Here is a 24,782-nt window from a genome sequence, read left to right as displayed (position 1 = left end):
GCTACTCTTGGGCCGCCTTGAGGGCCTCCGCCTGAAAATAATTTCTGAGAGGCGATATGACCTCTTCCAAATGCCCCTCCATCAGATGGTCCAGTTGGTGCAGGGTGAGCCCGACCCGGTGATCGGTCAGACGATTTTGCGGAAAATTATAGGTCCGGATCTTTTCGCTCCGGTCCCCGGAACCGACCATCGATTTTCTCACCTTGGATTCTGCCTCTTCCTGTTTCTTCTGTTCCATCTCGAGGAGGCGGGCTTTGAGAATCTTCATCGCCTTTGCCCTGTTTTTAATCTGGGACCGTTCATCCCGGCAGACCACGACGAGTCCGGATAATTTATGCGTGATCCGAACAGCGGAATCGGTTGTGTTGACCCCTTGACCGCCAGGGCCAGAGGCGCGAAAGACATCGATCGTCAAATCTTTTTCGTCGATTTGCACATCGAGGTCGTCCGCTTCGGCCAAGACGGCGACGGTGACGGCGGAGGTGTGAATCCGGCCGGAGGTTTCGGTTTTTGGGACACGCTGAACCCGGTGGATGCCGCTTTCATACTTCAAGTCACTGTAGACATTCTGTCCGGAGATGAGGGCGATGACCTCTTTGAGACCGCCGATCCCTGTCGGGCTGGAATCCATCAGTTCCACGCGCCACCCCCGGGTCTCCGCATATTTGGAGTACATCCGGAAAAGGTCGGCCGCGAACAGGGCGGCTTCGTCCCCCCCGGTGCCGGCCCGGATTTCAAGGAGGATATTTTTTTCGTCGTTCGGGTCTTTCGGCAGGAGGAGGAGCTTCAGTTTTTCCTGCACCGCTTCTCTTTTGGTTTGCAACCGGAGCGATTCCTCCTTTGCCATTTTTTTAAGCTCCTCGTCTTTTTCCAGGAGAAGCGTCTTGTTTTCCTCGGACTCTTTCAGAATTTTTTTGTAACGGCGGTAGGTTTCAATCAATTCCTTGAGCGAGGCATGCTCCTTGGAGAGTTTTCGGTATTGGGAGGGGTCGCCAATCACCTTCGGGTCGCTCAGACGTTCTGAGAGTGAATCGAATTTCTTTTCAACCTCGTCTAATTTTTGAAACATTTTATGAGCGGAAAAAGACTAATGTTTTTTGGCTTTCACTTCTGGCTTCTTGGCGTAACGCTTCTGGAACCGTTCCACACGTCCGGCGGTATCGATCAGCTTGTGTTTGCCGGTAAAGAAGGGGTGGCATTTGGCGCAAATGGTGACCGAGATATCCTTGACCGTCGAGGCGGTCTCAATGATGTTGCCGCAGGCGCAGGCGACCTTCACGTCATGATATTGGGGATGAATCTTCTCTCTCATAGAGGAGGGGCCTCTAACATGGGGTTTGGGGCGTGGCAAGGGGGAATTTATTTGGCGACTTTATCCAGATAGGCGAGGATTTGTGGGTCTTCGACGGGTGGTCTCCCTTGGGTGCCGAGGGAATTGAGGTTTGGTGAACCGATCATTTCAAAACGGTCGATGGAGCGTGATTGCTGGGCCATCTGCCCCATGGAGTTTGACTTGACCTCCAGCACCTGGTCCCTGCCGGTGACGGCATCGATAAACCGGCGCAAAAAACTTTGGGGTGGTGATTGGCGAATAGAGGGTGACATACCGTATTATTAACAAAGCAATTTCCATGCCAAAAACACTCTTTTTTGATGTCCGATTGTAGCTACAACTAATTGAAATTAATAGGCTTTATTTTTTAGACAGTTCCGGCTCCGGTTACAGGGAGATTTCTAGGGGGGTCAGGACCCCGAATTGGTACTGTTTGACAACAAAGGGGAACTTCTTGTAGGGGAGGGGGATGTCTGCGGTTCAACTTGTCTTTGAAAGAACCAGGAAAATTGCCTTCTCAAAACATATCGGGGCCTTGGGGTTCGCGGTTCTGATCGGGCTTGGGGCCTCATGGAAGGTTTCTCTTCCTTTCACGCCGGTACCGATTACCGGACAGACCCTTTTTCTCCTCCTTGGGGCCGCTTTCTTGAAGCGATATTATTCGCTCGAAATGGTCGGGTTCTACCTCCTCTTTGGAGGGCTTGGGCTTCCATTTTTTGCCGGTGGGGTCGGGGGGTGGGGTTATTTTACAGGGGCGACAGGGGGGTATCTGATCGGTTTTGTCCTCGCCTCCGCCCTGCTCGGTTTTGGAATCGACCGTTGCCCCAAACGGTGGCAACAGCTTTTGCTTTTCTTCGTTGCGGCCAAGGTCATTTTTGTCCCTGGTCTCCTTTGGCTCAAGCTCTTTTTAAATATCGATTGGGCCAAGGCGATCGCCTTGGGCTTCACCCCGTTTGTGATCGGCGATTTTCTCAAAATTGGTCTCGCTTTTTCCCTCTATTCCCTGCCTTCCTTACGCGTAAAAAACTAGCAACCTTAGGTCCTCCCTGGCGATATTCACTACAACGGGAGGTTTTATGGGCCAAGATGGACCAGTCAGGTCACCAATAAGTACGGGGGTTGAGGTTTCTTCCCTCGGCCTGTCCGCGGAAGCGGCAGAGCAGGTTGCCACAATTGCCAGGGGAGGTCCCACACCCAAGCTGGATACCTTTGAAGAATTTCGGATGGCGCTTGCGGTTCCGGGGGCGAGGGAAAAGGTGGCTGGTGCCTTTGCGATGGCGATTCGGATAGTCCCTCCCCAGATCAGTGATCGGTCTGTCTTGGTACTCGAACAGGGGACCCTCTATCGGTACAGTTTTACTAACAATGCCGACACTAGTTTTCCAAAATATCAGTATACCAGTGTGGCTCGAATGAATCTAGTTACGGGGCAGCAAGAAGAAATTCCGGGTGATTTTCGACCTTGTCAGTCCAATTTTGGCAGGGCGCTCGAGATTGCCACCGATGGAAGAGATGTTTACATCCTGTTTGAAGGGTATCGGACCGGAACCCTTGGGACCCTTGTTGCACGGAATGTTGTCGGCCGTGTCGTTGTCAATGAGAAGCTGGATCGGGTTATCCATATTGTCTATCTGGGAGGCAGGCATTCGATTCCGGAAGATAAAGGCAATGACCCGAAAGGATTTTACATTTCGACCTATATCTATGGAGGGGGTGCCCTGCTTGCCGTGCAAACGAGCCGACCATCCAGTAGCGGGGTGACCGGCATTTCATCCCTTTATTCAGCGGCTATCGATAACGAATGCGGCGCCCCTTAACCGGCCATAGTCAATCCGCCGGAGGCAGAAAGAACTTGACCAGTGATGTAATTGGCGGAGGGGGAACAGAAGAAAAAGACCGCCTCGGCCACTTCAGAAGGTTCCGCGATCCTGCGGAACGGAATTAGATTCACAAACTGCTCCTTGATTTTATCCGGGATACAATCCTTGTAAAGCTGGGTGTCGGTCGGGCCGGGGCAGACGCAGTTCACACTGATCTTATAGCGGGCCGCTTCTCGCGCGAGCGCCTTCGTTAATCCGATAATCCCCCCCTTGGCGGCGGAATAGACAACCCCCCGTAATTGCCCGACACGACCGGCATCCGAAGAAATATTGACGATCTTTCCCCCTCCCTGCTTGGCCATCTCTTTCAGACAGGCATGGCTGACCAGGATGGAGGCCTTGAGGGAGATGTCGAGGACCTTGTCCCAGTACGCCTCATCTTCTTCAATAAAGAAGCTGTCTTTCGACCAACCGATGTTGTTGACCAGGATATCGACTTTTTGCCATTGTTGAACAATAGCTTGCACCGCCGATTCCACCTCGGCCCGCTTTGTACAGTCGGTTTTAAAAAATAGCGCCTTTCCTTTGGTTCGTTCAATGGCGGTAGCGGTTGCGGCGCCGCTCTCCGCATTCATCTCTAAAATGGCGACGGCGGCTCCTTCCAGCGCCAGTTTTTCGGCAACCGCCTTGCCGATCCCCTGGCCACCCCCGGTGACCACGGCAACTTTGTCTTTTAAGACCATGCGGTTGTGGTACAGAAAAATGTTTCTCATTTCAAGCAGAAATGCTAGAGAGCGGATGACTTTAACATGAAACGTCTCACGATCATGCTGGCCAGTGGTTTTGGAGTCGGTTATTCCCCGGCTGGCGGGACCCTGGGTTCTGTTTGGGGACTTCTCCTCTTCACTTGTCTTCATTCCCTTCCTCCTCTGACCTATGTCCTGACGTTAGTGACATTCTTTTTTGTAGCGGTCTTTATTTCTTCCCAGGCGGAGCGGATCTTTGGGGAAAAGGATTCAGGCAAGATTGTGATCGATGAAATGGTCGGGATGATGATCGCTGTTTCCTTTCTCCCCTTTAGTTTTCAAAATCTTATCCTAGGTTTCATTTTCTTCAGGGTTCTGGATATTTTCAAACCGTTTCCGATCAGGGTGCTTGAAAAAAAGTTAGCCGGTGGGTTAGGGGTAGTGATGGATGATGTCGCTGCCGGTCTTGTCGCCAATCTTCTCCTGCGTGCCATCACGCACTGGTTATGAAGATCGAAGTGATCACCATCGGTGACGAAATCCTCTCCGGAAATATTGTTGATACCAATTTTGCCTGGATCGCCGAAAAACTCTGGTCGGCCGGGCATCAACTCCATGGACACAGCTCGGTACGGGATGAGCCGGAAGAGATCAGTCGTGCCCTGCTGGCCGCGGTTGGGCGTTCCGAAGCGGCCTTGGTCACCGGAGGGCTTGGGCCGACGACCGACGACATTACTTTGGAAGTGGCTGCGAAGGCCTTCAGTTTACCGATGGTCATGGATCAAGAGGCGTTGCAAAATATCCGTGACCGGTTTCAGAAAATCGGCCGGGCAATGACCCCCAACAATGAGAAACAAGCCCTTCTGCTGAAAGGATCGCGAGTCATTTCCAATACGATCGGTACCGCCCCTGGTTGTCAACTCCACTATCAAGGAACCGAATTTTTCTTTATGCCTGGCGTTCCTCGGGAGATGAAACAACAGTTTGAAGAAACAGTTTTCCCATGGGTCCAAAAAAATGACAAAGACAAGAGAGGTTTTTACCAGAAGGTCCTGCGTTGTTTTGGCAAGCCGGAGGCAACGATCGGTCATGAGCTGGAGGGGATTGATCTGACGGGGGTTGATCTGGCGTACAGGGTTTCATTTCCGGAAATCCTTCTCAAGGTTTCCGCCTGGGGAAAGAAAAAAGAGGAGATTGCTAAAAAAGTGGGGGTTGTTGAGAAAGAAATTCGAAAAAGACTGGGGCCGACCGTTTATGCAGAAGGGGATGAACCGTTGGGTGAATCACCCTTCGCCAAAGTGGTAGGGGAATTATTGGTGGCTTGTAAGGCAACGCTTGCTGTGGCGGAGTCTTGCACGGGAGGGTTTTTGGCCAGTCTGATTACCGATGTCCCGGGCAGTTCCCGTTATTTTGAGAGAGGGGTGGTGACCTACAGCAATAAATCCAAGACGGAATTGTTGAGGGTCCCGGAGGCGCTCCTCAAGACCTTTGGGGCGGTCAGTTCAGAGACCGCCTCGGCGATGGCTTTGGGGATTCGAAAATCGAGCGGCGCCACTTACGGGATCGGCATTACCGGTATCGCTGGGCCGGAGGGGGGAACGGCGGAAAAGGTTGTTGGGACAGTCTTCATTGGGCTTGCTACTCCTGAAGGGACCGAGGCCAAAGAATTTCACTTCCCGACCAACCGGGACTGGTTCAAGAGGGTCGCGGCCTTCATGGCGCTGGACCTGTTGCGACGGCACCTTCTAAAACTCAGTTGACACCCCAAGGGTCGCGATATACGGGGGAGGGTGAGGGGGACCAGAAAAGGGGAAACTATGCAAACACCAGTCGAATCACCCAACAAAGAAAAGGCGCTTCAGTCCGCGATCAGCACGATTGAAAAACAGTACGGCAAGGGTTCCATCATGCGCCTTGGCAAGAATGAATCGCTGGGTGCCGAAGTGGAATCGGTTTCTACCGGTTCACTGGCCCTCGATGTTGCGCTCGGGATTGGTGGTCTGCCCCGCGGCCGTGTCGTTGAAATTTTTGGTCCGGAATCCTCCGGCAAGACGACCCTTTCCCTCCATGTGGTTGCCTCCGCCCAAAAAAAGGGGGGCGTTTGCGCCTTCATTGATGCGGAACATGCCCTGGATGTGACCTATGCCCGAAAGTTGGGGGTCAAAACGGATGACCTTTTGATCAGCCAGCCGGATACCGGGGAGCAGGCGTTGGAGATCTGTGAGATGTTGGTTCGGAGTGCGGCGGTGGATGTGATTGTGATCGATTCCGTGGCGGCTTTGGTTCCCCGATCGGAGATTGAAGGGGAGATGGGGGATATGCAGATGGGTTCGCAGGCCCGCCTCATGAGCCAGGCGTTGCGCAAGCTGACCGGCTCTGTTTCCAAATCGAAGACCCTTCTGGTTTTTATCAACCAGATCCGGATGAAGATCGGTGTGATGTACGGCAACCCGGAAACAACGACCGGCGGGAACGCCCTTAAATTTTATTCCTCCGTTCGACTGGATATCCGGCGGATCGGTGCGATCAAACAGGCGGAACAGGTGATCGGTAACCGGACCCGCGTGAAGGTGGTGAAAAACAAGATCGCCCCGCCGTTTAAAGAGGTGGAGTTTGATATTATTTATGGTCAGGGGATCTCTCGTGAAGGAGAGCTTTTGGACCTTGCGGAGTCACAGAACCTGATCGAAAAGAGTGGGACCTGGTATTCCTACAAGGAGGAACGGATCGGTCAGGGACGGGAGAACGCCTGCGCCTATCTGAGGGAACACAAGGATATCGCCAACTCCCTCGAAAAGCAGGTCCTGGAGAGATTCGGCATCGCCCGAAAGAGTGAAGGCAAAGAGTCCAAAGAAAAGCCAGAGATCAAAGTCGATTCCAAATCAGAGATCAAGAAAAAGGTGACCGCCGAAGCGAGGGTTTGATCGGTTATCGCCAATTCCGTCTTTGGGGCCATTCGAGCTGGTCTACCCACTTGCCTCAGGTGTGGTAATCAGTTGTTGATTTACGTATTCGAATCAAATACCATATATCTATGGCTCCTAAAGAGAGGTTAAGGACCGTCCGTTTTTCACCCGATGAGGGAAGGCATGTGGATGAATATCTAAATAAAAACAGGTTGTTTGAGAGTTTTTCCTCACTCGCCCGTGTGGCGACCCTCTCATTCATAGAGCAGGGGGAGGCGGTTCAGTTAAACCCGGTTCGTTGGCAGGAACGGAAAAAACCCTCTTTTCTTTGGGACTATGATTTGGGCGAAACGGAGGTGCGGGAGCTACTGGGTCAGCCGGGTCTTTCCGATAAAAAGCGGTGGCTTGTCGAACGAATCTTGACCCAGGCCCGCTTTGACGAGGTCTTTGATTACCTGACACTGGATCAAATCAACCGAGCCCTTCCTTCCCTCCGCCTTCCTTCCAAAATAAGGGAGCGTTGGGACTATGCCCTCAAACGTTGGGGCCGTCATGAATAATCCTGAGATCCTGACCCCTCTCCAAAAAAGGCTTCTTTCGGTCCTCTTTGCCGACGAATGGTTCCGCAGATATTTTTACCTCACCGGCGGGACGGCTTTGACCGCCTTTTATCTCCATCATCGTTATTCTGAAGACCTCGATTTTTTCAGTCACGACGTGGAGCTAACCCCGATCCCTCAGTTGATGGAGGCGGCGGCCAAAAAGTTGGCTGTTTCCGTGGAACGGGTCCAAACCAGCCCCTCCTTCATGCGCTACCTGTTCGGAGGGGAACTGAAGGTGGATGTCGTTGCCGACGTCGGTTTTCGAGTCGGGTCGCCGGAGTTGGTGGGGGATTATATGGTGGATACGATCAAAAATATTGCGGTCAACAAGGTCGGCTGTCTTTTGGGGCGGCTGGATGCCAAGGATTACGTCGATCTCTATCTGATTTTGAAAAAATACCCCGTGGGTGAATCACCCTTGGGTGAAGCACCCTTTGATATTTTTGAACTCCTCTCTTTGGGTCAGAAAAAAGATGCAGGCCTGGAACCTTTTGTTTGGGCCTCTCTTATTACTGATGTAAAAACGCTTACCCTTTTGCCGCGGATGATTACGGAAGTGACTCTGAGTGAGCTTAGAGATTTCTTCCTTTCCCTTCGGGATCAGATCCTTGACAAGATTCAGCCAGAAAAAAAGCGACCATCTAAATCTTAGCAGGATTGGCAATGGTAACGAGGAGCACCGCTCCAACCGCTACCAGCCCTGCCATTTGCGCCGCTTGGGCGTACCGGTTTGCCTGCCAGGCACGACCGGCATCGTTGGCGGAGTCTCTTACCGCGATGGCGGTTTCGGTGAACCGGTTCACTGCATTTTCAACAACATTGCCGAAGCGATCACTAAGACCAAACGATTCGCGGTAGGCAAAGGTGGGTACCACAGATTCCCAAAGAAGACTTCTTTCGATATCAGCGCCGACAGCATCGGCAAGGACCGGCCTGGGACTTGGAGCCGATTCAACAGCAACGGGAGGGGGTGGGGGAGGGCAGTGTCCATCTCGTAACCATTTTTCATATCCTTTGGTTGTCTGGTAGGAGCTGGTGCCATCGTTGTGGAATACCTGATATCCGGTCGCGCTCTGTGCGTCATGTGTGGGAAAAGGTCTGACAGAACTGATCGGCTGGGGTGAAACACTGGCAAGCCAGGTTTCTAGGCTTGCCTGGAGGAGGGGGGGGTTGTTGGCGTCGGCGGCGCCGCCAGCCTCGAGGCCGGGGCCACAGACCCTTTTAAGGATCTCCTCAAACGTCAGTAACGGGGGGACTACCAATCTCATGTTTGATTCTTCGTATTTGGGGGACAAAGGTTGCTTGTTATTTTTCCCGAGAGATTTTTAGGGTTGTTTTTGACCTGCTTTTTAACGTATCTTCCATAAACTAATGAAATCCTCCGAGATTCGGGAAAAGTTCCTCCGGTACTTCGAAAAAAATAGTCATACCCGTGTGCCGTCGGCGCCATTGATCCCCTTGGGGGACCCGACGCTTTATTTCGTTAATGCCGGGATGGTCCCGTTCAAGAACGTCTTTATCGGGCAGGAAAAACGGCCGTATACCAGGGCCGTCTCTTCCCAAAAGTGTCTCCGTGTCTCCGGCAAGCATAATGACCTGGAAAATGTCGGGAGGACCGCCCGGCACCACACCTTCTTTGAGATGCTTGGCAACTTTTCCTTCGGTGATTATTTCAAGAAAGAGGCCTGCCGGTTCGGGTGGGAGTTTTTGACCAAAGAGATGGGTCTTGCGAAGGAAAAACTTATGATCACCATTTATACCGATGATGATGAGGCGGAAGAGATCTGGCATAAAGAAATCGGCGTTCCCAAAGAAAGGATCCGGCGTTTTGGGCAAAAGGAAAATTTCTGGGCGATGGGGGAGAGTGGCCCGTGCGGCCCCTGTTCCGAGATCCACTACGATCACGGAGAAAAACAGGGGTGCGGCAAGAAGAGTTGCACCGTGAACTGTGAGTGCGACCGGTACATGGAGATCTGGAATCTCGTCTTCATGCAATTCAACCGGGATGACAAAGGGAAACTTACCCCCCTGCCGAAGCCGTCGATCGATACCGGCATGGGGCTGGAGCGGCTCGCCTGTGTCGCCCAGGGAAAACACTCTAACTACGAAAGCGACCTCTTCACGCCACTCATCAAGGAGTGCGAAAGACTGACCGGCAAAAAATACGGCAAGGGTGCTTCACCCAAGGGTGATACCGAAACCGATATCTCCATCCAGGTCCTCTGCGATCATATCCGGTCCGCTACTTTTTTAATTGCAGATGGGGTCCAGCCCTCCAACGAAGGGCGGGGGTATGTCTTGCGCCGGATCTTAAGAAGAGCCATTCGTCACGGCAAACTTCTTGGGCAGACGAAACCATTCTTTTACAAACTGGCTGAGGTGGTTGTTCGTGAAATGGGCCAGGCCTATCCGGAGATCCGGGAGCATCGGGAGACGATCGAAAAGGTGATTGAAGGGGAGGAGGAGCGGTTTTTGGAGACACTTGACCGTGGGCTTTCGATGATTGAGGAGGAATTGGCGAAAATCAAGAAGAGTGGTGAAAAGAAACTGGCCGGTTCGGTCGTTTTCAAACTTTATGACACCTACGGTTTTCCGAGAGACTTAACGGAGCTGATTGCGGAAGAGAAAGGTTTTTCGATCGACCGGGACGGTTTTGAAAGTGAGATGGCGAAACAGAAAAAACGGGGGAAGCAGGCCTGGAAAGGTTCTGGAGAGAAGGGAAGTGGAACGGTGTACCAGGTGCTTCTTCAAAAAGAGCGGCGAAGCCGCTTTGTGGGGTACGACCGGTTGCAGTCCCATTCTCCGGTCATGGCGTTGGTTTGTGGAGAAACGATCCTTTCGAAGGTCGCCTCCGGGGAAGAGGTGGAGGTGGTGACAGAGGAAACCCCTTTTTATCCGGAGGGGGGAGGGCAGGTCGGGGACAAGGGGTTGATTACCACAAAAAAAGTTCAGTTACAGGTGGTCGATACCCGTAAACCGGTTGAGGGGATCATTGTTCACAAGGCCGAGGTGGTTGAGGGGACGCTTCAAGAAGGGGATGAGGTCGACCTTGCAGTCGATGCCCCGCTTCGCGAGGCAACCATGGCTCACCACTCTGCCACCCACCTGTTGCATGCGGCGCTCCGTCTGATTTTGGGCAAGCATGTCCGGCAGGGAGGGTCGCTCGTTACCCCCAACCGGCTCCGTTTTGATTTCAGTCATTTTGAGGCGGTCGACCGAAAAAAACTGCAAGAGATTGAAAACCTCGTGAATGAAAAAATCCGGGCCGATCTTGCGGTTACCCACGAACTCTTGGCCTACAAGAAGGCGATTGAAAAAGGGGCGCTTGCCTTCTTTGGGGACAAGTATGGGGATATCGTTCGCACCTGCCGGATGGGGGATTTCTCGATGGAGCTTTGCGGGGGGACCCATGTTCGGGCGACCGGCCAGATCGGTCTTCTTAAAATTTTGTCTGAATCCTCCGTTTCTGCCGGGACGCGCCGGATTGAGGCGGTGGTTGGAGGGGAGGCGCTTGCGTATCTGCGGCAGTTGGAGCTGAATCTGCACCAGGCCGGCCAGTTGCTCAAAAGCAGTCCGGCTGAGGTCGCCTCCCGGATTGAAAGACTGATAGAGCAGGTAAAAAATCTGGAAAAGGAGATCCAAAAACAGAAGGTTCAGGCGTTGAGTAGCCAGCAATCTTCAAACGAGAGAGTGGAAGAAATTAAGGGGGTCAAATTATTGACCGTTCAAACCGAGACGAGTGACGGAAAACTGTTGAGGGATCTTTCCGACAAGGCGATTGGGAAACTTGGTTCAGGGATCGCACTTCTTGTCGGGAGTGGTGAGGGGAAGGGTGATTCACCCAAAACCTCTCTCATTGTCCGCGTTTCTAAAGACCTGACCTCAAAATACGATGCCGGCAAGATTGTGAAAGAGCTCGCCCCGCTGATCGGTGGCTCCGGTGGCGGCCGCCCCGACATGGCTCAGGCGGGAGGAACTGATTCATCCCATTTGGATCAGGTTTTTCAGAAGGTAAAAACCATTTTATAGAAGAGGGTTAAACAAGGAGGGATCTTATGCCAGAAGAAGAGGTCGGTTTCGTCGAACACTGGTTCGGCAATGTTGGGGTTGCGGCGATCAAGGTGACGAATGGCAAGATCAAGGTGGGGGATACCCTGCACTTTAAGGGGCACACCTCTGATTTTCAGGAGCCGGTAGCCTCCATTCAGATCGAACACAAGAGCGTTCCGGAGGCCAAAAAGGGGGACGATATCGGGATCAAGGTCTCGCAGAAGGCCCACGAGCACGACAAGGTTTTTAAGGTAGTCCCGTAAAAGACAGAGGGCTCTTTAATCCTAAAGGCAGTTGGCCCCTTTTCTCTTTTCTATCTCGGAGGTTTTTGTGAAACGGACCGCATCAAAGCCGATTTGCTTGGTCGTGTCCGTTTCATCCGTCAGATCATCGAGCTTGATGAATTCGCCTGTTCCCCCATTGAAGGCGTAACTGCCAAGATCGATCCATTGGTCAAAATAGAGGGATTGATCGATACGACAGGCCTCGGTCGTCTCCCTCAGGCCGTCATCAGGGTTGTCCCTGTGGAAGATTTGATAGAGCGCTTTCTTTGTGTAGGCATGGTTTTTGGGGATAAACGCCTCCACCTTGTAAAAACCATTCTCAGAAACGTTGGGCGTCCAGTCGGCCCAGTTTTGGACGACGGCGGTGGTGGTATTCCCGCTCGCATCAGGCCCATTGTTCCAAGTGTAGAACATGTGGGGGTTAGCCGCGGGGTAACCGATCTTTGCTGAGAGCCAGTAACCTTCATGTTCCGGAGTATCGGAATGGAGATCGAAACCTTCCGAGAGATCATCGATGATAAGAATTCCTTCAGGAAGAGGCTCCTGACGATCAAGAATGGCTTGGGCCGTGCTGAGGCTTATATTGTTTGGGAGCCCTAAAGAGGGATCGGAAGGGTCAAAGATTGCGGGAGAGTAACCGTTCTGTTTGAGATAATCAATAATCTCTGTAATGGCTTCAACAGTTGTTCGTCGCTCGTGGAGTAGAATAACATTATCCGTCTTGATTTCCAGAGTCTTGAAATAATTTAGCAATTCAGTTCCTGTCTTCTTCTGCTTGTCGAAATTCCAGTCCGTTGAATCAACGTCCCAATGAAAAATTGCCATATTAAGGCTGAAGGCGGCTAGTTCTACATTTGTATCGAGCCAACCCGGATCGGAAAATTCACCCTCACCACGTTCGAAAAAGTTTCTCAGAGAGCACCATTTTACCCCCCCCGAACAGGGAGAGGCAACGCGTCCCCCTGGCGCTCGGAAAAGAGAAGGTCCTCCATGAACGTACAACTTGATAAGATAGCGGCGGATTTCTGCAGAGGCGGCTTCCCACTGGTTGTTGTTGACTAAATGGCGAATGGCGGAAACGGCGGCATTCTGGATAAGATTATTGGTCTTTGTTAATTCAGTACGAATCTCTGAGTCAGACTGACCGGCAAAGTTGGCAATATCATGATAGTAGCTATGGTTCCCTATTTTATGCCCATCCAAAAGGAGTTGTGTTACCAGATCGGGAGAAAATTCAATGAGACGGCCGACTTGGAAAAAAGTAGCTGTCACATCTTTTTCGTCAAGTTTTTCGAGTAAGTCAGAAAGGATCCTTTCATCACGTGGCCTCTCGGGTTCACGGTTGATTCCAAAGATCGCATCATCCAGAAATTCTTCAATCTCACCCGAGAAACTGTTTGGTAAAGGACCGTCATCAATAGTGAGGTAAACGTTTCCTTTGACACTGAGGTGAGGTACTGTGAAGTGTGTAATTTTTGTTGTCACTGTTTGATGAATCGTATCAATGGTTATCGGGACTTCTTCTTCATCGAGAAAGAGGATAATATCTTGAGATCCTTTCCCTTCCGGTATTGGCAATTCTTCATAGGGAAGGATGAGGGTTACAGGTTGGGTGAATGTTAATCCATCAGGTTTAAGGACGTAAGCGGGATACCCGCCAACTGCCTTCTCCAGGCTTATTTGGGTATCTGACTGGAGAGCCCCGGCAGGGATGACAAGCGACGCCCCATCCCCCAGCTCGATCGTTCCTCCGCCGGTGGCGGTCACCGGTTCAATCACCGCTGTCGGTTGAAATTCCCCCTCCGGGGTTTCAATCCCAATGTAAATTGCCTCCATCTCCAGAGAGGGTTGCAGGTACCATTGGTTTTGTCCCGGGACGTAGTGGATATTTTTGTCCGGATCCATATCCAGAATCAGCTTGGTAATCTGCCCCGCCCGGATTTCAAACGGGCCGTTTAGTTTAAGGCCTGTCTGAAAACCGCTCGGGATCCGGAGCGGTTGCCACGTACCATCGACCAACACCCTTGGGTTGTCGGCCAGGTGCAGGCGGATCTGTTCATAGGTTCCGACGGCGAGGGACGATTGGGCCAAGACCGCCTCAACACCATCTTTTAAGGTGAGGAGGTCAAAGATCTGCGATCCCTTGCTGATGGTCTGCCACTGGTCATTAGCGGGACTGATTTCTACAAAGGAGACAGGGATCTCCACTTTTTCGATATTCCCCCCCGCTGACGGTTTGTCGTGGAGGGAAACCGACATCTGTCCCCGCGTTTGATCCCATTGATTGTTGAGGAGAGACTCCGATTCAGATCCTTCCCCCGGATTGTCAGAAGAGTCATCGGTGGTGTCGGCGGGACAACCGCCGCAACCGGTCAGGATGAAGCCAAGCAGGACAATAAGAACTTTGGACTTCATCGGTGCGACCCCTTTTTCGGCTTTGCACCGTTCGGGTGGGGTGAACCACCCTTGGGTGAACCACCCTCGCAGAGTTTGAGGTACATCTTGGCGGTCGGGTTGCCGGGGTCCCGTTTTAAGACCTGCTGCCATTCTTGCAGGGCCTCTTTGGATTTTTTGAGGGAATAGAAAGTGACTCCCAACTGGTTCCGCGCCAAGACCGAATGCGGTGTACTCTTAACCGCCTCTGCCAGTTCGGCGAGCGATTCCTTCAAATTCCCGTTTTCCCGATAGGCCACTCCCAGTTTTGTCTTGATGTCGATAAATGTGTGGTTCAAGCCCAGGGCCTTTTTGTATTCGTCGATCGCCTCTTTATAAAACCCGATGCCACGGTAGGTGTCCCCAATGTGGGCATGCATATTGGAGAGTTTTCCCTTGATCACCGGGTCGATGGGGGCGGACGTTTTGGCCCGTTTGGTGATCCGGCCATAGAGGGCCTTGGCCTTTTTATAGTTTCCAAGATCATTATAAAGGACGGCGAGATTGAGGGTGGCCTCTGTGTAATTGGGATTAACCAGCAGGGCCTGTTCAAAACAGTCAATGGCGCTGGAGAACTTGCCATCTGTATGATAGATAATACCGAGCATATTCAGGACATCGGCAAACTTGTGCCCCTGACGAAGGATTTTTAGAAAGTATTGCTCGGCACGAGGGTAGTTTTTGGTTTCATAGTACTGTTTGCCGGCATCGAAGAGTTCTTTGACAGAGGTGTCCATTGCGGTCCTTTTCTAACTGAGTCCCAGCTTGCCGGCAAGCTTTTTTCTAAAACGGCCCGCCGGGTACTTCTTTTCAAGCCCCTCCAGGGCCTCCAACGCCTTCTCCTTCCGGGAGAGTTTGAGGTAAGAACGGCCCAACCAGTAATAGGCCCTTTCATCCAATCCCAGGTCCCCGTACCGTTTGATCACCTCCTCAAAACGGTTGAGGGAGGCAAGATACTCGCCAGTCTTGTAGTAAAACCGGCCGATATAAAGGTGTCTTTTTGCCAGACGCCGCCGCGCCGCCTCCCACTTCTCCCGGGCAACATTGGTGTAGTCGCTCCCCGGGAATTGCCCCAAGACCGCCTCCAGGTAGGCGACCGAATCATCCAGGTATTCCTGGTTCCGGTCAATCGCCTTTGGCGAGGCCTTCAGGTACGAGAGACCGGTCCGGTAATAGACGTAATCGAGCCGCGGGTGGGTCGGGTGAATCTTGATGAAGCCGGCATACGATTCCGCGGCGACGAGGTATTCCTTCTGGCGGAAATAGTTGTCGCCGATATGAATCTCCGATTCAACCGCCTCCGGTGTCCCCGGAAACCGGCTTTTTAAGAGCTCGTAACACTTGATCGCTTCTTCGTAGTCGTTTTTGAGGGAGAGCCCGTCACATTCCATCTTGGCAGAAACAGGGTCGGTTTTCCCGGCGAGGAGTGGTCTCTTGGAACAGGAGATCAGGCCGGTGAGGGCCAGGAACGACAGTAAAAGAGAAATGCGGAAAAACCTTTGAGAAGACACGCCGGGGAGTCTAGGCAATCTGCGGGGATGATTCAATCAATATTTTCTTCAGCTTCCCTTTAACTTTTTCTTCCAGCTGGCGGGCCCGTTCGCGGGAGATCTGGTAGAAGTTGCCGATCTCCTGAAGGGTGAGAGGGTCATCATTCATCAGCCGTTTTTCCACGATGAATCGTTCACGGTCGTTCAATTGGGCGACGGCCTGCTGGACCTTATCTTGAAGAACAGTTCTTTCCTCAGCTCGGGCCAGAGACTCTTCCTGGTTGTCGGCGGAAGGGACCTGGTCCAGGTAGGTGGTCTGGCTGTCATCGCTGAGTGGGGTGTCTAGTGAGAAATCCCGCAAGAATGCCTTTTTTGCCTTGTCCATTTTGTAAAAAAGTTTCCTTTGGGCCTGCGTTGTCCCGATCTTGACAAGGCTCCAGGTCTGCAGGATGAAATTCCGGATGGTGGCGCGGATCCACCAGACGGCATAGGAGATCAGACGATACCCCTTGGCCGGGTCGAACTTCTTGACCGCCTTCATGAGCCCGATGTTCCCTTCCTGGATCAGATCCCCCATCCGGATCCCATAAGAGGCGTACTCATAGGCGATCTTGACGACGAACCGGAGGTTGGAAGTCACCAGTTTATGGGCCGCTTCGACATCCCCGGTTTTTTGATAACGGCTCGCCAATTCGAACTCCTCCTCCTTGGAAAGGAGAGGAAACCGGCTGATTTCAACCAGGTAGGTCGAGAGCGAACTTTGCGGTACCGGCAGATTACGATTCATAGAACTCTCCCTCTTGACTCGCTAAACCTCCCTCAAGTATAAGGACCCCTCATCTTTTTTGTCAAGGGGTGGTTCACCCAAGGGTGCCTCACCCAAGGGTGGTTCACCCAGGGGGGGGTATGGGGGACGAACAACAGCAGGCGATTGATTTTTCCACCTTTGTCTTTTCCTTGGCCGCCTCGGCCCAGATCCAGCTCGGGATGGTTCCGGATCCGACGACCCAGAAAGAGGCGCCGAACCTCCCGATGGCCCGCCAGACGATCGATCTGATCGCGCTTCTTCAGGAAAAGACCAAGGGGAATTTGAGCGAAGAAGAAAACCAGTTGATGGAAGCTGTTTTGCACAACCTGCGTTTGCAGTACGTGGAGCGAACCAAAAAGGGGGTTTCTGGATGAGGGGGCTATTTTCTGCCAAAAGGGTGTTCTTTATCGCCCTGCTAGCGGTGATGACCGGTCTTTTTATCGCCGTCCGGATGGATTGGGTCAGCCGCCTTCGGGCGGTAGAGTACTTCCAGGAGGGGAGCCCTCCCCGACAGATTTCCCCAGAAGGAGTTGCGGCGCCGATCCAATCGGTTGGTTTTAACATCGGTGGTCTTCCCTCCTTTGTGGACCTGGTCAAGAAGGTGAAACCGGCGGTGGTGAACATCAGCACCAGCAAGACCTTCAAACGCCAGCGCCGACCGGACAATTTCCGCCATTTTGGCCCCAACGATCCCTTTGAGGATTTCTTTGACCGGTTTTTTCAGGGACCGGCCGAAAAGACCCAAAAAAGCCTCGGCACCGGTTTTATCATTAACAAGGATGGGCATATCCTCACCAACAACCATGTGATCGAGGGGGCGGATGAGATTCAGGTCACCTTGGCCGACAAGAGAAAACTGAAGGCCAAGGTTGTGGGGAACGACCCGAAGACCGATGTGGCGGTGATCAAGATTGACGGGAAGGATCTTCCCTCCGTGGTGCTGGGAGAATCCGATCGTCTGGAAGTCGGGGAATGGGTGGTGGCGGTGGGGAATCCGTTCGGCCTTGAACTGACGGTGACCGCCGGGATCGTTTCCGCCAAGGGGCGTGTAATCGGGGCGGGGCCTTATGACGATTTTATCCAGACCGATGCCTCGATCAATCCGGGTAATTCGGGAGGACCGCTTTTCAACGCCGACGGTGAGGTGGTGGGGGTCAATACCGCAATTGTCGCCTCGGGCCAAGGGATCGGTTTTGCGATCCCGATCAACATGGCGAAGGATCTTGTCCCACAGCTCATCACCAAGGGGAAGGTGACGCGAGCCTGGTTGGGGGTTGGGATGCAGGATATCACGCCGGAGCTCGCCAAGTCGTTTAGTCTGCCGGATCAAAAAGGGGCGTTGGTCGCCAATGTTTTTGCCAAGAGCCCGGCAGAAAAGGCCGGACTGCAGTCCGGTGATATCATCCGGAGTTTTGATGGGCATGAGATCAATGAATCGCATGAACTGCCGGCCCTGGTGGCCCGGACTCCTGTCGGCAAGACAGTGGCGGTGAAATACCTGAGGGACGGGAAAGAACGTGAAGCTAAAGTGACCTTGGCTGAGATGGAGCAGGGGGAGAAGAATGCCCAGACTGAGAGCGAATCAGAAGGGCTGGGGGTCACCGTTCGGGAGATCATGCCGGAAGAGGCGGTAGAATTAGGACTGGCTCAGGGCAAAAAGGGGGTTTTTGTCGTGAATGTGGACCCCTCAGGGGTGGCGGCGAATGCCGGGATCCGGAGGGGGGACATCATCCTTGAGGTCGATGGCGTCAAGATCAACAGCACGGCTGATTTCAAGAAAGCGGTTCCTGCCAAGGGGGTGATTCGTCTCTTTGTGAAACGGGAGGAGGCGACGATCTTTTTTGCGTTTACGAGATGAGACTAGACTCTTTCTTTCAAAAACTTTTCAATTCTCAAATTAAGCAACTCTGGCTGCTCTTTTGAAGCGGGGGTTTGGTTTTACCAACGCCCCCGTGCCCCCACTGGTTCGTTCGGACAGGCAGAGCCTGATCCTCACTTACGATCGTGATCGCAACCGGAGTCGTTCGTTGAGAAATTTTTCGATTCTCAAATTTAACAATTCCGGTTGCTCCACGAGGGCGGCGTGGGTTCCTTTTTTGACAATCAACAATTCGGAGCGGGGGATCAGCCGGCTCATTTTTTTGGAGATCCAGACCGGGGTGAACTGGTCATCCTCACCGGCGATGATCAAGGTCGGGACCCGGATCTTCTTCAAGACATCTTCGGTGGAATGTTCGTGATAGCTCTTCCAGAGGGTGGAGAAAAAGAGCGGGTCCATCGCGAGCACATGGTTCACATACCGGTCGCAATCTTCATGGCTGATCATCCCGGTGTGCATTACTTTCAAGATGCCTCCGAGAAAAAACGAGGCAGGGTTGTTCAGAAAGAACCGGCTGATCAGGTTTGCTTCTCGCGGGAAATGGATTCCCAGCCAGTAACAGGCCTGAAAGATGTACCGCGAGAGGCGCATGTTATAAAAGGTATCCATCGGGTGGCCGTAGGTCCCAAGGCAAGGGATCAGGGCCCGAACCCTTTCGGGATAACGGCGGTAGAATTCCAGAATCACCTGAACCCCCAGGCTGTGCCCGGTGAAGATCGCCTTTTTGATTTTTAAACGGTCAACCACCGCCTTCAAGTCTTTGACCAGGGCGTCGACGGAGTAATTTTTGATATTTTTATTCAGCCCAGAATGGCCATGCCCGCGATAGTCCCAAGTCACGATTTGATAGGACCCCTTGAAAAATCGTTCCAGATAGACCCAAAAAAAAGTGGAGACCCCAAGCCCGTTGCAACAAATGATCGGGTTTCCTTCACCGACAGAGCGGTAAACGATCGGGGTTTTATCGAAGGAAAAAGTCTTTCCTTCCGTGACAGAGACCTGAGAAGAGAGTCGCCCCCGGCTTCTTTCCGTTACAAATCGCTGGGTGGTTGCCATGCGCCACGAATCTTATAACTCTTGCCAAAGAAGGCAAGGGTGATAAATCCTTGGGTCATGAAAACCGAAATTGACCTCCATGGCCTGCGGTTGGAGGAGGCGGAGGCCGAGGTGATGCGGTTTGTGGATCAGCTCCAGTATCATGGGGAGGCGAGTGGGCGGATCATTCACGGTTTTGGGGTGATTGCCGAAAAATTGCCGCAGTGGTTGCGGAGCTACCCGTATGTCAAAAGTTTTGAGCGCACCCCCTTTAATCCGGGAATGACCACAGTTTTTTTGGAGGCAAGATAGAAAGTGGCTCGAAAGTCCTCTTGCCAGGGATTTACTTTACGAAAGACTTTATGAAAACTTTATGAAAAACAGTTGACTTTATTGAACGCTTTATGGAGACGGACCAACTCATGGAAATACTAAAACTTTCCTCCCCCGCCAAAATTAATCTCCGGCTCAAGGTCTTGGGCCAGCGGCCAGATCGGTACCATGATCTTTCGATGATCATGACGCGGGTTAGTCTGGCGGACGAGATCCAGCTAGAGAAAACCTCCGCAGGGGTTGAACTGATTTCTGAATCCCAAGAACTGCCGGCAGATCGGACCAATCTGGCCTACCGGGCGGCAGAACTCTTTTTTCAAAAGACAGGGTGCCCCGGGGGGATAAAGATTATTTTGAGGAAAAATATCCCGGTTGCCGCCGGGCTTGGCGGAGGGAGTAGTAATGCCGCCACAGTGATTAAGGGGTTGGCCCAACTTTATGATGTTTCACTGGAAGACTCCTCCTGGATCGAGGAGACCAAAAAGTTGGGGGCCGACATCCCGTTTTTTATGAAGGAGGGGCCCCAGATCGCCGAAGGGGTGGGGGAGAGGCTAACCCCCTTAAAAAACTTGCCCAAACTGTCGCTTATTCTAGTGAATCCGGGATTTCCGGTTTCCACGAGGGAGGTGTTTGAGGCGTATAGTTCCCCGTTGACAGGAACCGGCAAGGTTGCTAGCTTGCCGCCGCATTTGGGTGATTCACCCTTCGGCTCTTTGGAAGATCTGCTCCCGTTTCTGGAAAACGACCTGGAGAAAGTGGTTCTCGATCGTTACCCGGTCGTGGGGGAGATCAAAAAGGAATTATCAAAAAGGGGGGCGGCCGCGAGCTTGATGAGTGGTAGCGGGCCGACCGTGTTTGCGGTCTTCAGGGATGAAGAAGGTAGGGACCGTGCGTTGAGACTCTTCGAAGAGAAGAGACCTCCCGCCTGGAAGGTTTTCCCCGTAGAAGTGGCGTTCTGACTACTCGGGGACGTGGACTCGAACCACGATTCTCGCCTTCAAAGGGCGGTGTCCTACCATTAGACGATCCCCGAAAACGAACGAAAGTGTAAAATATTTATGGCACCCTATCAACAATTAAAAATCTTCTCCGGCACCTCGAATCCCGAACTGGCCAAAAAGATTGCCGGTCAGATTGGCGTTCCGTTAGGGAATATGGTGATCCACCGTTTCTCGGACGGTGAGGTCTTTGTGGAGATCGATGAAAACGTCCGGGGGATGGATGTCTTTATCGTTCAATCCACCTCGTACCCGGCGAATGAACACCTGATGGAACTCCTGATCGTCATCGACGCCCTGAAGAGGGCCTCGGCCGACCGGATCACAGCGGTTATGCCTTACTATGGTTACGCCCGTCAGGACCGGAAGGTGCAACCCCGAACGCCGATTACGTCAAAATTGGTAGCTGACCTGCTGACGGCGGCTGGGACCGATCGGGTCTTATCGATCGATCTTCATGCGGGTCAAATCCAGGGTTTCTTCAATATCCCGTTTGATCATCTCTATGCGACGCCGATCTTTCTGGACTATCTGGCCAAGGAGAAGATGACTGAAAATCTTGTCCTGGTTTCACCGGATGCCGGAGGAACGGAGCGGGCCCGGGCGTACGCCAAACGGCTCAATGCGGAGCTGGCAGTGATCGACAAACGCCGGACATCCGCCAACAAATCTGAAGTGATGAACCTGATCGGGGATGTCGAGGGACGGAATGCGATTATTATTGATGATATTGTGGATACCGCCGGCACGTTAACACAGGCGGCGGAGGCGGTGAAGAAAAAGGGGGCCAAGAAGGTGTTCGCGGTCTGCACGCACCCGGTCCTTTCCGGTCCGGCGGTTGACCGGATTAATCAGTCGGTCCTTGAAAAGGTGGTTGTGGCCGACACCATCCCGCTCGGGGAAAAGACAAAGTTGACCAAAAAGATTACCGTGCTTTCGATCGGCAGTTATTTGGGAGAGGCGATCCGGAGGATTCATACCGGCGATTCAGTTTCCGGATTGTTTGTATAATTGAGGATAAAAAAGGAGAGGTTGTTTTATGGAACAGTTGCACCTGCAGGCGTTTGAGAGGGAAAAGGTCGGCAAGTCCGAGGCCCGGAGGCTCCGGGTCAAGGGGCTGGTGCCAGCGGTTCTTTATGGCAAGGGGATAAACCCGAGGTCACTGTCGCTCAAGGGGGAAGAACTGGACAAGATCCTTTCCACCTCGGCCGGGATGAACGCCTTGATCACCTTGAATGTAGAAGGAGATAAGGATGCTCCCCCCAGGGGTGATTCACCCAAGGTTGCCAAGAAGGGGGTGCTGGTTGTCATGTTGAAGGATTATCAGGCTGATATCATCAGCCGCCAACTGACCCATGTTGATCTTCTCAAGGTGGACCTCAAGGAAAAAATTACCGTCATGATCCCTGTCCACCTGACCGGAAAATCACAAGGGGTGGTGAAGGGAGGGTTGATCGAACAGGCGAAGAGAGAACTGGAAGTGAAATGTCTGCCGACAAATATCCCGAACCATATTGAAGTGGATATCACCCCGCTGGATATCGGGGATTCCATCCATATCGATCAGATCCAACTCCCCGAAGGGGTTGAGGCGATCCGGGAGACCAACTTTACCATCGTTGCCATTGTGGCCCCGGCCGCGGAAGAAGTAGCCCCAACCCCGGCCGAAGGTGCTGTCCCGGCCGAGGGAGCAGCAGCTCCTGCTGAGGGTGCTTCCCCCAAGGGTGAATCACCCAAACCAGGCGAAGCCCCGAAGGGTGGTTCACCCAAGGGTGGTGCTGCCCCCAAGGGCCCGGCTCCGGCAGCGGCTAAACCTGAGAAGAAGTAATGGTGGGTCGTCTCAAGGTGATCGTCGGGCTGGGGAATCCCGGACCCGATTACGAAGGGACGAGGCATAATATTGGGTTTGAGATTATTGAAGAGATCGCGGGTGATGCCGGGATCTCACTTAAGGAAAAAAAGTTTGAGGGGGGAAAGGTTCTTTGCGGAAAGGGAGCCGTCGGCGGGCAGGAACTCCTTCTCACCCTTCCCCAAACCTTCATGAATCTCTCGGGAGGGGTGGTCCGGCAGGTTCTGGATTATTACCGTTGGTTGCCGGAGACAATGTTGGTGGTTCATGATGATATTGACCTCCCTTTTGGTTCTTTGAAGTGGGGCTACGATTCGGGCTCGGCAGGGCATCGCGGGGTCCAGTCGGTTATCGAGGCGTTGGGGAGTTCTGCCTTTCACCGGTTGCGGTTCGGGGTGGGAAGACCAAATGGTGATGTTGTCGGTTATGTCCTTAGCCGGTTTTCAAAGGAGGAAAAGGTTCGATTAAACGATTTAAAGAAGGAGTCAGTCAAATTAATTGAGAAGTTTATAAAGGAGAGCAACGATGCGTGAGTATGAGATTGTCTATATCCTGAAAGGGAATCTGGAAGGCCCGGCGGCGGAAAAGATCGGGGAGAAGATCAAGGAACTGGTGGGACGGAACAAAGGGATTCTCTTGGGTCTCCGTTATCTGGGGAAGAAAATGCTGGCCTACCGGATTGAGAAGGAGACGAGAGGGAATTACTATCTTTTGAGCTTTCTCGGGGAAGGGGCCATTATCACCGAGCTGGAGAAGATCTTCCGGTACACCGAAGAGGTGATTCGGTTCCTGACGGTCAAGGTGTCGGATGAGGTAGATGTGGAAAAGCGAAAAAAAGAATTCGAGGCGAAAAAGTTTCAGGAACCGGCTTTCGGTTCCGAGGGGAGTGTCACCCCCCCAGCGGGTCCGTCCTCCAGGGTTGAGACCGCGGAAGAAGGGAGGGCTCGATGAGGCCGACCTACAAGAGTTCTTCCTCGAAGGGGGGGTTCTCCAAAGGGGGTTTTTCCAAGGGGGGCTCCTCCAAGGCCGGTTCGGCCAAGGAGATGGATCCGAGTAAAAAGAAGATGATGGGGACAGGCCGGAAGAAGGCCTGCCGTTTCTGTTCGGACGCCCAGATTATTTTGGATTACAAAGAGCCGAGACTTTTGGGGCCGTTCCTCTCTGAACGGGGCAAGATCGTGCCTCGCCGGATGACCGGCAACTGTGCTTTTCATCAAAAGCGGGTCACCGAGGCCGTCAAAAGGGCGCGGATCTTGGCGCTGATTCCATTCATGGCCGCCCAGCGGTAGAAGATTTTTGTGAATTTTCACTTCTGGCGAAGGCTGGCGTTGATAGTCCTGGGCGGTTTGGCGCTTTATGGCAGCGGCCTTTTTGTCATCTTCACGCCGCTTCCCTTCTTTTATTTCTGGCAGAAAAAAGACCTTTCTTACAACCGGGGGTGGGTCCTCGCCTCCTTTCTCATCTCCGGCCTCCTCCTCTTTTTCTTCTATCACACGCTCCTGCCGGTGGCCTATTATAGCCTGTTTTTCCTGATCGGCATCCTTTTGGCCGAGGTCCTTTTTAAAAATCTGGAAATTGGCAAGGGGTTTCTTCTGGTTCTCGGGGCTGTTTTTCTCTGGAGTCTCCTCCTTCTTGCCGTTTTCTGGTATTGGTCCGGGAACCCGATCCCGGAGTTTCGTGCCTCCCTCCTCTCCCTGGTGGAGCAGGTCCTTTCCTTAAACCAGAAGAAGTCGTCCCTTTCGGGTGAGGAGCTGCTTTTCATGACACAGTACAAGGAGGTCTTTGTGGACCGTTTGATCCGGACCACCCCCTCTCTCTTCTTGGTGAGTCTGGCGACGGTTATCTGGGTGAATCTGGTGATGGCCCGCCGGTTTTTTAGGCTTTCAGGCCATGATCTGACCTCCTGGAAGGTCAATGACAAGGCCGTTTGGGGACTTATTTTCATAGGGATCTTGTATTTTGCCAACGCCTATTCTATACGGATCGGCTGGTTGACCGATGGAGTGATTAACGGCCTCGTCCTCTATGGGATGCTCTATTTTATGCAGGGGATGGCGGTGGTCGCCTCGTTTCTGGGGCGGCGTCCCTCCTCTCTTTTTCGGATGGCGGTCTATTTGGTGATTTTTCTGTTTGTGCAAACCGTCGGTTTTATGGTGATTGGCCTGGGGCTATTTGACATCTGGTTTGATTTTAGGAAGGTCAGAAAGGGGTAATTT

The 24,782-nt window shown here is 52.7% G+C and carries 29 protein-coding genes and 1 tRNA gene; 19 read left to right on the top strand and 11 right to left on the bottom strand.

Going from position 1 to position 24,782, the window contains the following annotated elements; genetic code table 11:
- Position 1: 1 nt before the first annotated feature.
- The 3 genes from prfA to HYS22_03670 are packed head-to-tail and all read right to left on the bottom strand — an operon-like array spanning position 2 to position 1,605.
- Positions 2-1,069 carry a peptide chain release factor 1 gene (gene prfA / locus HYS22_03680; protein MBI1909248.1) on the bottom strand — a complete coding sequence of 356 codons (1,068 nt, stop codon included), beginning with the start codon at positions 1,067-1,069 and terminating at the stop codon, positions 2-4.
- Positions 1,070-1,087: 18 nt separating this feature from the next.
- Positions 1,088-1,312 carry a 50S ribosomal protein L31 gene (gene rpmE / locus HYS22_03675; GenBank protein ID MBI1909247.1) on the bottom strand — a complete coding sequence of 75 codons (225 nt, stop codon included), beginning with the start codon at positions 1,310-1,312 and terminating at the stop codon, positions 1,088-1,090.
- Between the two features lie 47 nt (positions 1,313-1,359).
- Complete coding sequence (locus HYS22_03670) at positions 1,360-1,605, bottom strand: hypothetical protein (protein ID MBI1909246.1); 246 nt, start codon at positions 1,603-1,605, stop codon at positions 1,360-1,362.
- Positions 1,606-1,802: 197 nt separating this feature from the next.
- Between HYS22_03670 and HYS22_03665 the strand changes: the two genes are divergently transcribed.
- Together HYS22_03665 and HYS22_03660 are read left to right on the top strand one after the other, a co-directional pair.
- A complete protein-coding gene (locus HYS22_03665) occupies positions 1,803-2,363 on the top strand; it encodes a biotin transporter BioY (protein ID MBI1909245.1) in 561 nt (186 codons plus the stop codon).
- Between the two features lie 46 nt (positions 2,364-2,409).
- Positions 2,410-3,150: a hypothetical protein gene (locus HYS22_03660; protein MBI1909244.1), complete on the top strand. Its 741-nt coding sequence runs from the start codon at positions 2,410-2,412 to the stop codon at positions 3,148-3,150.
- Here the strand turns inward: HYS22_03660 and HYS22_03655 are convergent.
- Entirely contained in the window at positions 3,147-3,896 is a 750-nt protein-coding gene (locus HYS22_03655; protein ID MBI1909243.1) for a 3-oxoacyl-ACP reductase FabG, read from the bottom strand. The genes HYS22_03660 and HYS22_03655 overlap by 4 nt on opposite strands.
- A gap of 66 nt (positions 3,897-3,962) precedes the next feature.
- On the opposite strand from HYS22_03655, the gene HYS22_03650 reads away from it, so the two are divergent.
- The 5 genes from HYS22_03650 to HYS22_03630 all read left to right on the top strand — a co-directional run bounded on the left by HYS22_03650 (position 3,963) and on the right by HYS22_03630 (position 8,059).
- Positions 3,963-4,409, top strand: a complete 447-nt coding sequence (locus HYS22_03650) for a phosphatidylglycerophosphatase A (GenBank protein ID MBI1909242.1) — start codon at positions 3,963-3,965, stop codon at positions 4,407-4,409.
- Positions 4,406-5,659 carry a competence/damage-inducible protein A gene (locus tag HYS22_03645; GenBank protein ID MBI1909241.1) on the top strand — a complete coding sequence of 418 codons (1,254 nt, stop codon included), beginning with the start codon at positions 4,406-4,408 and terminating at the stop codon, positions 5,657-5,659. The genes HYS22_03650 and HYS22_03645 overlap by 4 nt, the downstream gene beginning before the upstream one ends.
- A 57-nt stretch (positions 5,660-5,716) precedes the next feature.
- On the top strand, positions 5,717-6,823 hold the full coding sequence (gene recA / locus HYS22_03640) for a recombinase RecA (GenBank protein ID MBI1909240.1): 1,107 nt from the start codon (positions 5,717-5,719) through the stop codon (positions 6,821-6,823).
- Between the two features lie 110 nt (positions 6,824-6,933).
- The gene (locus HYS22_03635) at positions 6,934-7,365 is read left to right on the top strand and encodes a hypothetical protein (protein MBI1909239.1); all 432 of its coding nucleotides are present in this window, start codon (positions 6,934-6,936) and stop codon (positions 7,363-7,365) included.
- Positions 7,334-8,059: a nucleotidyl transferase AbiEii/AbiGii toxin family protein gene (locus tag HYS22_03630; protein MBI1909238.1), complete on the top strand. Its 726-nt coding sequence runs from the start codon at positions 7,334-7,336 to the stop codon at positions 8,057-8,059. The genes HYS22_03635 and HYS22_03630 overlap by 32 nt, the downstream gene beginning before the upstream one ends.
- Here HYS22_03630 and HYS22_03625 read toward each other — a convergent pair.
- Positions 8,049-8,675 (bottom strand): hypothetical protein, encoded by a 627-nt coding sequence (locus tag HYS22_03625; GenBank protein ID MBI1909237.1) that lies wholly within the window; start codon positions 8,673-8,675, stop codon positions 8,049-8,051. The genes HYS22_03630 and HYS22_03625 overlap by 11 nt on opposite strands.
- Before the next feature lie 103 nt (positions 8,676-8,778).
- On the opposite strand from HYS22_03625, the gene alaS reads away from it, so the two are divergent.
- Entirely contained in the window at positions 8,779-11,436 is a 2,658-nt protein-coding gene (alaS, locus tag HYS22_03620; protein MBI1909236.1) for an alanine--tRNA ligase, read from the top strand.
- 26 nt (positions 11,437-11,462) lie between these two features.
- On the top strand, positions 11,463-11,720 hold the full coding sequence (locus HYS22_03615) for a translation elongation factor-like protein (GenBank protein ID MBI1909235.1): 258 nt from the start codon (positions 11,463-11,465) through the stop codon (positions 11,718-11,720).
- Between the two features lie 21 nt (positions 11,721-11,741).
- Here HYS22_03615 and HYS22_03610 read toward each other — a convergent pair whose 3' ends face one another.
- The 4 genes from HYS22_03610 to HYS22_03595 are packed head-to-tail and all read right to left on the bottom strand — an operon-like array spanning position 11,742 to position 16,451.
- On the bottom strand, positions 11,742-14,156 hold the full coding sequence (locus tag HYS22_03610) for a DUF4382 domain-containing protein (protein MBI1909234.1): 2,415 nt from the start codon (positions 14,154-14,156) through the stop codon (positions 11,742-11,744).
- Positions 14,153-14,911: a tetratricopeptide repeat protein gene (locus HYS22_03605; protein ID MBI1909233.1), complete on the bottom strand. Its 759-nt coding sequence runs from the start codon at positions 14,909-14,911 to the stop codon at positions 14,153-14,155. The genes HYS22_03610 and HYS22_03605 overlap by 4 nt, the downstream gene beginning before the upstream one ends.
- Before the next feature lie 12 nt (positions 14,912-14,923).
- Positions 14,924-15,685 carry an outer membrane protein assembly factor BamD gene (bamD, locus tag HYS22_03600; GenBank protein ID MBI1909232.1) on the bottom strand — a complete coding sequence of 254 codons (762 nt, stop codon included), beginning with the start codon at positions 15,683-15,685 and terminating at the stop codon, positions 14,924-14,926.
- A 10-nt stretch (positions 15,686-15,695) separates the two neighbouring features.
- Positions 15,696-16,451: a sigma-70 family RNA polymerase sigma factor gene (locus HYS22_03595; GenBank protein ID MBI1909231.1), complete on the bottom strand. Its 756-nt coding sequence runs from the start codon at positions 16,449-16,451 to the stop codon at positions 15,696-15,698.
- A 119-nt stretch (positions 16,452-16,570) separates the two neighbouring features.
- Here HYS22_03595 and HYS22_03590 point away from each other — a divergent pair, with 119 nt between their 5' ends.
- Together HYS22_03590 and HYS22_03585 are read left to right on the top strand one after the other, a co-directional pair.
- Entirely contained in the window at positions 16,571-16,846 is a 276-nt protein-coding gene (locus tag HYS22_03590; protein ID MBI1909230.1) for a DUF1844 domain-containing protein, read from the top strand.
- Between the two features lie 50 nt (positions 16,847-16,896).
- Complete coding sequence (locus HYS22_03585) at positions 16,897-18,330, top strand: DegQ family serine endoprotease (GenBank protein MBI1909229.1); 1,434 nt, start codon at positions 16,897-16,899, stop codon at positions 18,328-18,330.
- Positions 18,331-18,468: 138 nt separating this feature from the next.
- Here the strand turns inward: HYS22_03585 and HYS22_03580 are convergent, their stop codons facing one another.
- Positions 18,469-19,407, bottom strand: a complete 939-nt coding sequence (locus HYS22_03580; GenBank protein MBI1909228.1) for an alpha/beta hydrolase — start codon at positions 19,405-19,407, stop codon at positions 18,469-18,471.
- Positions 19,408-19,464: 57 nt separating this feature from the next.
- Here HYS22_03580 and HYS22_03575 point away from each other — a divergent pair, with 57 nt between their 5' ends.
- Together HYS22_03575 and HYS22_03570 are read left to right on the top strand one after the other, a co-directional pair.
- Positions 19,465-19,698: a Smr/MutS family protein gene (locus HYS22_03575; GenBank protein ID MBI1909227.1), complete on the top strand. Its 234-nt coding sequence runs from the start codon at positions 19,465-19,467 to the stop codon at positions 19,696-19,698.
- A 110-nt stretch (positions 19,699-19,808) separates the two neighbouring features.
- Positions 19,809-20,678: a 4-(cytidine 5'-diphospho)-2-C-methyl-D-erythritol kinase gene (locus tag HYS22_03570; protein ID MBI1909226.1), complete on the top strand. Its 870-nt coding sequence runs from the start codon at positions 19,809-19,811 to the stop codon at positions 20,676-20,678.
- A gap of 3 nt (positions 20,679-20,681) precedes the next feature.
- Here HYS22_03570 and HYS22_03565 read toward each other — a convergent pair.
- Positions 20,682-20,752: transfer RNA gene (locus HYS22_03565), tRNA-Gln, on the bottom strand.
- Between the two features lie 25 nt (positions 20,753-20,777).
- Between HYS22_03565 and HYS22_03560 the strand changes: the two genes are divergently transcribed.
- The 6 genes from HYS22_03560 (at position 20,778) to HYS22_03535 (ending at position 24,779) form a co-directional block, all read left to right on the top strand.
- Positions 20,778-21,728 carry a ribose-phosphate pyrophosphokinase gene (locus tag HYS22_03560; protein MBI1909225.1) on the top strand — a complete coding sequence of 317 codons (951 nt, stop codon included), beginning with the start codon at positions 20,778-20,780 and terminating at the stop codon, positions 21,726-21,728.
- Positions 21,729-21,756: 28 nt separating this feature from the next.
- Positions 21,757-22,545, top strand: a complete 789-nt coding sequence (locus HYS22_03555; protein ID MBI1909224.1) for a 50S ribosomal protein L25 — start codon at positions 21,757-21,759, stop codon at positions 22,543-22,545.
- The gene (locus HYS22_03550) at positions 22,545-23,099 is read left to right on the top strand and encodes an aminoacyl-tRNA hydrolase (GenBank protein ID MBI1909223.1); all 555 of its coding nucleotides are present in this window, start codon (positions 22,545-22,547) and stop codon (positions 23,097-23,099) included. Before HYS22_03555 ends, HYS22_03550 begins: the two co-directional genes overlap by 1 nt.
- The gene (rpsF, locus tag HYS22_03545) at positions 23,092-23,517 is read left to right on the top strand and encodes a 30S ribosomal protein S6 (GenBank protein MBI1909222.1); all 426 of its coding nucleotides are present in this window, start codon (positions 23,092-23,094) and stop codon (positions 23,515-23,517) included. Before HYS22_03550 ends, rpsF begins: the two co-directional genes overlap by 8 nt.
- Before the next feature lie 92 nt (positions 23,518-23,609).
- Positions 23,610-23,855 carry a 30S ribosomal protein S18 gene (locus HYS22_03540; GenBank protein ID MBI1909221.1) on the top strand — a complete coding sequence of 82 codons (246 nt, stop codon included), beginning with the start codon at positions 23,610-23,612 and terminating at the stop codon, positions 23,853-23,855.
- Between the two features lie 9 nt (positions 23,856-23,864).
- On the top strand, positions 23,865-24,779 hold the full coding sequence (locus tag HYS22_03535) for a DUF2232 domain-containing protein (GenBank protein MBI1909220.1): 915 nt from the start codon (positions 23,865-23,867) through the stop codon (positions 24,777-24,779).
- Positions 24,780-24,782 lie beyond the last annotated feature (3 nt).

Source organism: Deltaproteobacteria bacterium (genome assembly GCA_016177765.1).
Classification (GTDB): domain Bacteria; phylum UBA10199; class UBA10199; order JACPAL01; family JACOUP01; genus JACOUP01.
Note: the sequence above shows the minus strand (reverse complement) of the source record. Positions and strands in the feature narration are given on the sequence as shown.

Coding starts and splice junctions, on each gene's coding strand:
- prfA (MBI1909248.1), bottom strand. CDS start 1,069: ATGTTTCAAAAATTAGACGAGGTTGAAAAGAAATTCGATTCACTCTCA.
- rpmE (MBI1909247.1), bottom strand. CDS start 1,312: ATGAGAGAGAAGATTCATCCCCAATATCATGACGTGAAGGTCGCCTGC.
- HYS22_03670 (MBI1909246.1), bottom strand. CDS start 1,605: ATGTCACCCTCTATTCGCCAATCACCACCCCAAAGTTTTTTGCGCCGG.
- HYS22_03665 (MBI1909245.1), top strand. CDS start 1,803: ATGTCTGCGGTTCAACTTGTCTTTGAAAGAACCAGGAAAATTGCCTTC.
- HYS22_03660 (MBI1909244.1), top strand. CDS start 2,410: ATGGGCCAAGATGGACCAGTCAGGTCACCAATAAGTACGGGGGTTGAG.
- HYS22_03655 (MBI1909243.1), bottom strand. CDS start 3,896: ATGGTCTTAAAAGACAAAGTTGCCGTGGTCACCGGGGGTGGCCAGGGG.
- HYS22_03650 (MBI1909242.1), top strand. CDS start 3,963: ATGAAACGTCTCACGATCATGCTGGCCAGTGGTTTTGGAGTCGGTTAT.
- HYS22_03645 (MBI1909241.1), top strand. CDS start 4,406: ATGAAGATCGAAGTGATCACCATCGGTGACGAAATCCTCTCCGGAAAT.
- recA (MBI1909240.1), top strand. CDS start 5,717: ATGCAAACACCAGTCGAATCACCCAACAAAGAAAAGGCGCTTCAGTCC.
- HYS22_03635 (MBI1909239.1), top strand. CDS start 6,934: ATGGCTCCTAAAGAGAGGTTAAGGACCGTCCGTTTTTCACCCGATGAG.
- HYS22_03630 (MBI1909238.1), top strand. CDS start 7,334: ATGCCCTCAAACGTTGGGGCCGTCATGAATAATCCTGAGATCCTGACC.
- HYS22_03625 (MBI1909237.1), bottom strand. CDS start 8,675: ATGAGATTGGTAGTCCCCCCGTTACTGACGTTTGAGGAGATCCTTAAA.
- alaS (MBI1909236.1), top strand. CDS start 8,779: ATGAAATCCTCCGAGATTCGGGAAAAGTTCCTCCGGTACTTCGAAAAA.
- HYS22_03615 (MBI1909235.1), top strand. CDS start 11,463: ATGCCAGAAGAAGAGGTCGGTTTCGTCGAACACTGGTTCGGCAATGTT.
- HYS22_03610 (MBI1909234.1), bottom strand. CDS start 14,156: ATGAAGTCCAAAGTTCTTATTGTCCTGCTTGGCTTCATCCTGACCGGT.
- HYS22_03605 (MBI1909233.1), bottom strand. CDS start 14,911: ATGGACACCTCTGTCAAAGAACTCTTCGATGCCGGCAAACAGTACTAT.
- HYS22_03595 (MBI1909231.1), bottom strand. CDS start 16,451: ATGAATCGTAATCTGCCGGTACCGCAAAGTTCGCTCTCGACCTACCTG.
- HYS22_03590 (MBI1909230.1), top strand. CDS start 16,571: ATGGGGGACGAACAACAGCAGGCGATTGATTTTTCCACCTTTGTCTTT.
- HYS22_03585 (MBI1909229.1), top strand. CDS start 16,897: ATGACCGGTCTTTTTATCGCCGTCCGGATGGATTGGGTCAGCCGCCTT.
- HYS22_03580 (MBI1909228.1), bottom strand. CDS start 19,407: ATGGCAACCACCCAGCGATTTGTAACGGAAAGAAGCCGGGGGCGACTC.
- HYS22_03575 (MBI1909227.1), top strand. CDS start 19,465: ATGAAAACCGAAATTGACCTCCATGGCCTGCGGTTGGAGGAGGCGGAG.
- HYS22_03570 (MBI1909226.1), top strand. CDS start 19,809: ATGGAAATACTAAAACTTTCCTCCCCCGCCAAAATTAATCTCCGGCTC.
- HYS22_03560 (MBI1909225.1), top strand. CDS start 20,778: ATGGCACCCTATCAACAATTAAAAATCTTCTCCGGCACCTCGAATCCC.
- HYS22_03555 (MBI1909224.1), top strand. CDS start 21,757: ATGGAACAGTTGCACCTGCAGGCGTTTGAGAGGGAAAAGGTCGGCAAG.
- HYS22_03550 (MBI1909223.1), top strand. CDS start 22,545: ATGGTGGGTCGTCTCAAGGTGATCGTCGGGCTGGGGAATCCCGGACCC.
- rpsF (MBI1909222.1), top strand. CDS start 23,092: ATGCGTGAGTATGAGATTGTCTATATCCTGAAAGGGAATCTGGAAGGC.
- HYS22_03540 (MBI1909221.1), top strand. CDS start 23,610: ATGGATCCGAGTAAAAAGAAGATGATGGGGACAGGCCGGAAGAAGGCC.